The organism is Alkalimonas sp., from assembly GCF_020831925.1.
GTDB lineage: Bacteria > Pseudomonadota > Gammaproteobacteria > Enterobacterales > Alteromonadaceae > Alkalimonas.
In genome coordinates this window covers 1-5,009 of record NZ_JAFIFQ010000093.1, presented here as the reverse complement: position 1 = coordinate 5,009, position 5,009 = coordinate 1, and the positions used below count along the sequence as shown (strand labels likewise).

The following is a 5,009-nucleotide window of genomic DNA, read 5'->3' as shown; positions in this document are numbered from 1 at the left end:
GGTACGGCTGCGCGAGGCCACCAGTAGGCTGCTGCATGGCAGCGCACGCTGGGCAAGCAAGGTGTGGCAGTTTGAGTAATGGATACTGGGTTTAGGTGTGCAGTCACAGGCTGCGCACCTGAAACGAAGCTAAAATCCGCGGCGTTTTCTGTTTCTTCGGCTCTTAGGATGTTGCCAACCGACAGTTCTGCCCTGGTTAGAGGTTGAGGCTGGCTTTTGGTAGTCTTGAAAGCGCTGAAAAATAGCGGCAAGGATTCCTGTAAAGGTGGTGTTTTCGATGTTGTCATAATCATCATGCAATTTGCTGAATAGAAGCATCAGCAATACAATGCAGGAGTACACCCCGTAAGAAATTATAGACAGTACAATGAGATAGTGCCCTCTGACTTCGAAAGCTTTGGTTTGAGGCTTCAAAAATAGCAGGTTTTGTTGGCCGCAATCAGCGCCTGCTTTTGAAGCGGCTTCACAAAACCCAATCTTGCTGTATGTGCCCTTTACTTGTTCTAAGTAAGTTATGCTGTTGACATCCAACCGCTGGAACTTTTGATGCGACTCCAACGCAAAGTCATAGAAGGCATTGTATACACTTAGCTCGCTTGGGTGATGAAAGGGGTTCTTGGTGGAAGTTCTGTGGCCTTTTGTGTATCGCGCAGCCAGCATAACATCGGATGCTCCTTCAATAGGGCAGCTATAAAACAGCTGGAAGTCATACGTATAGCCTTTTGGTTTGGTCGGTGGAGTTAAAGTTGAATGCTGTTTACATTTGGCTGTGTCGATCTTCAGGTGATTGATGTGGAAAAATTGTTCGTTAGGATATTCTGTTACCTCTTTGGCATGCTCTACTTCTATCAGTCCGAAATAGCTGTACTCAACATAGCTAAGCGCACACATCATAGGATGCATCATGGCTAATGCAATAAACAGATTGTATAAGCTGTAGTTACTAATGTAGCCGCCGTATGATTTTTGCAATAGCCACAAGCGCGGGCGAAATAGACATGCACTAAACAGCACAGGAAGTGCCATCGAAGTCATAAAAAAATAATCTTTGTAAGGCGCTATGGGCAGCCGGGCTTTTATTAGGAAAACCCAAACTATGGCATAAAAAATAACGATAGCGACAGTTGAGGTGATCAGAAAGGGGATAAAAATTCGTTTTATTTTAACCTGAAATTTTTCCACAGGAATTCCATTCCACGCGATAGCATGTGCTCGGCGACCGATGTTGCCACAGAGCGAATATTGCCTTGGTTTATAAGGCTGATTAAACGATATAAGACTGGAATAACATACCCGCGAAGCCAAGCAAAACCATACCAGACATACTGATTTCCAGCCAAAGGGATAACCACCACTGCAACCGGTTCGCTGTTTGTCGAATAGGCAGGATAGTGTTCATAAACCCTGGATTCCGTCCACGATCGATTCGCTCAAATGGTACTAGGATGACCGTGGCATACCAACCGCTTTTAAATGGCCAGACGACCCAGTCACTGATGTGATCCTGATTCTTCTGACGCAAGATGCGCTGAATTGGACGGGTTACAAATAGCGCAACTACTGGGTAGGCGATTAAGCTTGAAAGCAGCAGGCCTATCATCGTGAATACATACCAAAGTGGCATAGGGTGTTCCATTAGCGGCGGCCCTGCAAGCGCCAATCATAAAAGCGGCCAGCACTAACCACTACCAAGTGACCATACACCCATGAACTCAAGTAAAAGACCGCAAAACATTAAGAAAACCATGCCAAACATGCTGACTTCCAGCCAAAGGGATAACCAACATTGCAACCTGTTCGCGGCTTGCCTAATCGGCAGTACTGTGTCCATAAAGCCTTGATTACGTTCATGACGCCAGCGCTCAAATGGCACTACGATGGCCATGGCATACCAACCGCTCTTAAAAGGCCAAACGACCCAGTCACTGATGTGATCCTGATTCTTCTGACGCAAGATGCGTTGAATAGGACGGGTTACAAACAATGCAACTATTGGATAGGCAATGAAAGTAGAAAGCGCTAGTGCAATGGTCAGAAATGTATACCACAGCGGTACTGTGTATTCCATTAACGGCGGCTCCGAATATAATCTGAGGCTGTATCATAACCAAACCCCGTTATTCTTTGCATGCCTTTGTCGGTATGATAGGCCGCACCAAAACCAACAGCAGCTGCGGTCCCTACCAATAAGACCCAGCCTACCGGGGTTAGTGCAATAGATAAGCTTAGAGCACTGATTGCGATGATAGCTCCTTTTCCAACTATCCAGCCAGCTGCTGCTCCAGCGCCCAAACCTAAATACTGGGTGATAAACTCCCGTAGACGATTATCTGAACGGTAGACAGTGTTTGCCCGCACTCCAGCATCAATAAAAAGCAGACCTCGGCTAGCTACCTGGGTGCCTCTGGCAAAACGCTGCACTGTGCTTACCTGCTGGCTATTGGCAAAGCGCAGGGTTCGGCCGGTTCGTTGGTTGTTGCGGCCATAGCGGGCTATATTCACAGCGCGATCGGGGTTTAGCAGGGCAGAGCGGTTGGCATGTGCTCCCAAGGTTGCATGATAGCGTTGCAGCTGAGCTTGAAAGCGAGCGGTCATATCAGCATGCATGCGACGGGCATGGGCCTCTTTTGCCGCCAGCAACGGATTATGGGCTCCTCTGGCTCTGGCGCCCCGAACCTGCGATTTGGCCTGGCTGGCTTCGTGCAAATCAAGCAGAGCTTGCTGATAGCGTACGATGGAGCGCTGAAATGCTGTGTACTTGCTGTTGGTAGCGCCAACCATGGCGCCGGCTGCGGTTAGTCCCTGTTCATCGATCAGGTGGATAACCGGCTTGATCAATTCCTCAGTGACGTAAGCAAGCGCTATGGTATAGTCGTCATATGCATCAGCAATTTGCTGCAGGCGCTGCAGCTCGCGGGCAGAATAGCGATCAAAAGCAGACAGCACACCTTCATCCCCGGGCTGGCAGCTCATCAAATATGGTTGGTTAGGGAACAGTAAGCCATGTCGGCTGGGGTTCTGGCGCTGATACTGAGCGAGTAAATCAGGTTCAGCGGCAAAAAACTCCTGCGCCCGCTCAGTGGTCCTTGGAAAGTAAATATCTGCCATTTGCATGTCCTTATCAGCTGGGTTGAAGCTGCGAAATTTTATCGTAAGAACATTTTTGATACAATTATTTTTTATATGTCACCAGGTGGTAATTTTCTAGTGGGTGAGCATTCCGCTTTCTTCGCTACTGAAGTGAGCAACCTTTAACAGCAATCCAATTACTAGTTGAACACAGGGCGAGCTTAGAGCTTCATATTCATTTATAGAATAAATTTATCTGAATTAAGTATTTTTACTTATTTACAGCAGTCGTTATGATGCAGGCTGGCTATGCTGAATAAGCACTCTGCAGAGGAACCGATGAGTATCCGTATCGAAGGCGTAAATAAGCGGTTTGGCGATTTTGTCGCATTGGACAACATCGATTTGAGCATCAACACTGGTGCGCTGACCGCTTTGCTTGGCCCGTCCGGCTCGGGTAAAACCACCTTGCTGCGCATTATCGCTGGCCTGGAGCAGGCTGATAGCGGCCGGGTACATTTTAACGAGCAGGACATCACCGGCCAGCATGTCAGTGAGCGCGGTGTCGGTTTTGTATTTCAGCACTATGCGCTCTTTAAGCACATGACGGTGTTTGACAACGTGGCTTACGGTTTAACGGTGAAACCGAAAAAACTACGGCCTTCCAAGGCTGAAATCGATAAAAAAGTGCGGGAGCTGCTGGAGCTGGTGCAGCTGGGCTGGACCGCAGAGCGCTACCCGGCCCAGTTATCGGGCGGCCAGCGTCAGCGTATAGCCCTGGCGCGGGCATTGGCAGTTGAGCCCAAAGTACTGCTGCTGGATGAGCCTTTTGGTGCACTGGATGCCAAGGTACGCGCCGAGCTGCGCCGCTGGTTACGCCGTTTGCACGATGAAATTCATATTACCAGTGTGTTTGTCACCCATGATCAGGAAGAAGCGCTGGAAGTGGCAGACCGTATTGTGGTGATGAACAAGAGCCATATTGAGCAAGAAGGTAGCCCGGAAGAAGTGTACGACAAACCCGCCAATCCTTTTGTGTATGAATTTTTGGGTAACGTGAATTTGTTCCGGGCCCGGGTGCAGCAGGGCAAAAGCCAGATTGGCCCGGTTGAGCTGGCATCGCCGGAGCACAGCCAGGCAGAGGAGCAACAAGGCTTTGCTTATGTGCGTCCGCACGAAATTGATGTCTTTGCCAAAGCACAGAGCGACAGCCTGCCGGTGACGCTGGATTTAGTGACCATTGTCGGGCCTGTTGCCCGGTTGGAAGTGATGTCCTTAAGCGATCAGCAGCTTATTCATGTGGAACTACCGAAAGAGCAGTTCCGCCAGCTTGGCCTGCAGCAAGGCGACCAGGCCTGGATTTTACCGCGCTACAGCAAAGTCTTTCTTGGCGAAGGCATTTAAATCAGCCTGATTCAACAGGCATTTTGGTTTACCATGAGGCTTCGAGTGTTGTTTTAGAATCGGAGTCTGCCCCTGATGAACGCAGAGTTGCTGTTAGTCCTGGCGATGTTGCTGCTCTGCATGGGCTGCTTTGCCGCCAACAAACCCCGTACCGATGTGGTTGCCTTGGTCGTACTGGCGGTGTTTCCGCTGACCGGCCTGCTGACCGTGCAACAAACCCTGGCCGGCTTTAGCGATCCGGCGGTGATTTTGATTGCAGCGCTCTTTGTGGTAGGCGATGGTTTGGTCCGCACCGGCATTGTTTACCGGCTGGGTGACTGGCTGGTGCGGGTGTCGGGCAACAGCGAAATCCGCTTGTTGATCTTGCTGATGCTGTCGGTGGCGGCTCTGGGCTCCATTATGAGTTCAACCGGCGTGGTGGCGATTTTTATTCCGGTGGTGCTGAGCATCTGTGCCCGGCTCAATATTGCGCCCGGCCGCTTGATGATGCCGCTGGCTTTTGCGGCGCTGATCAGCGGCATGCAAACCCTGGTAGC

6 protein-coding genes are annotated in these 5,009 nt (G+C 50.0%); 2 read left to right on the top strand and 4 right to left on the bottom strand.

Annotation, left to right across the window (positions count from 1 at the left end; genetic code table 11):
- Window positions 1-129: 129 nt before the first annotated feature.
- The 4 genes from JJU14_RS15970 to JJU14_RS15955 all read right to left on the bottom strand — a co-directional run bounded on the left by JJU14_RS15970 (window position 130) and on the right by JJU14_RS15955 (window position 3,108).
- Window positions 130-1,182 (bottom strand): hypothetical protein, encoded by a 1,053-nt coding sequence (locus JJU14_RS15970; RefSeq protein ID WP_228614716.1) that lies wholly within the window; start codon window positions 1,180-1,182, stop codon window positions 130-132.
- Window positions 1,183-1,264: 82 nt separating this feature from the next.
- The gene (locus tag JJU14_RS15965; RefSeq protein ID WP_228614715.1) at window positions 1,265-1,624 is read right to left on the bottom strand and encodes a hypothetical protein; all 360 of its coding nucleotides are present in this window, start codon (window positions 1,622-1,624) and stop codon (window positions 1,265-1,267) included.
- A gap of 54 nt (window positions 1,625-1,678) precedes the next feature.
- The gene (locus JJU14_RS15960) at window positions 1,679-2,068 is read right to left on the bottom strand and encodes a hypothetical protein (protein ID WP_228614714.1); all 390 of its coding nucleotides are present in this window, start codon (window positions 2,066-2,068) and stop codon (window positions 1,679-1,681) included.
- Complete coding sequence (locus JJU14_RS15955) at window positions 2,068-3,108, bottom strand: hypothetical protein (protein WP_228614713.1); 1,041 nt, start codon at window positions 3,106-3,108, stop codon at window positions 2,068-2,070. The genes JJU14_RS15960 and JJU14_RS15955 overlap by 1 nt, the downstream gene beginning before the upstream one ends.
- Window positions 3,109-3,408: 300 nt before the next feature.
- On the opposite strand from JJU14_RS15955, the gene JJU14_RS15950 reads away from it, so the two are divergent.
- Entirely contained in the window at window positions 3,409-4,473 is a 1,065-nt protein-coding gene (locus JJU14_RS15950; protein ID WP_228614712.1) for a sulfate ABC transporter ATP-binding protein, read from the top strand.
- A gap of 75 nt (window positions 4,474-4,548) precedes the next feature.
- On the top strand, window positions 4,549-5,009 hold a 461-nt coding region (locus tag JJU14_RS15945; RefSeq protein ID WP_228614711.1), incomplete at its 3' end, for an SLC13 family permease.